Genomic DNA, 438 nt, shown 5'->3' on the forward strand with positions numbered 1-438 from the left:
TATAAAGGCAGGGTTTATATTTTAGTTAATTGCTCAAGTAATTTGTAAGCATAATACTTGTGAAACTCTATTTGTTCAAGCGGTTCAAAAGCTCTTGTTTTTTACCCTCAAGCTCAGCTCTCCTTTGCTCGATTTCTTCACGTTTTTGGGCGATTTCTGCTTGCGCCTCGGGAGTTTCCAAAGTGCCTTGTGACTTGTGAAATTCTACTAGCATATCAACGATTTTTGGGTCTAATTCGTTGACATAATCAGGATTTGACCATTTCGGCACGTTGCTTGTAGGTGCTTGCTTTTTGCCGCCTTTTTTGGGCGTTTTGGCTTGTTGTTCAGCTTTCTGACTGTAGTTGACCTCGTGGAATTTTCGTGCTTGATATGATGCGTTTTATTATGAGAAGATTTACTTCATTTTTTGCTGAAATTGGGCTCTTGCCCAAGCTC

The 438-nt window shown here is 40.0% G+C and carries 1 protein-coding gene; it reads right to left on the bottom strand.

Annotated features, from left to right (window positions below; translation table 11 throughout):
- Positions 1-67 precede the first annotated feature (67 nt).
- A complete protein-coding gene (locus H0241_RS35330; RefSeq protein WP_001127306.1) occupies positions 68-271 on the bottom strand; it encodes a hypothetical protein in 204 nt (67 codons plus the stop codon).
- Between the last annotated feature and the right edge of the window lie 167 nt (positions 272-438).

This window comes from Mesorhizobium neociceri (assembly GCF_013520985.1).
GTDB lineage: Bacteria > Pseudomonadota > Alphaproteobacteria > Rhizobiales > Rhizobiaceae > Mesorhizobium > Mesorhizobium neociceri.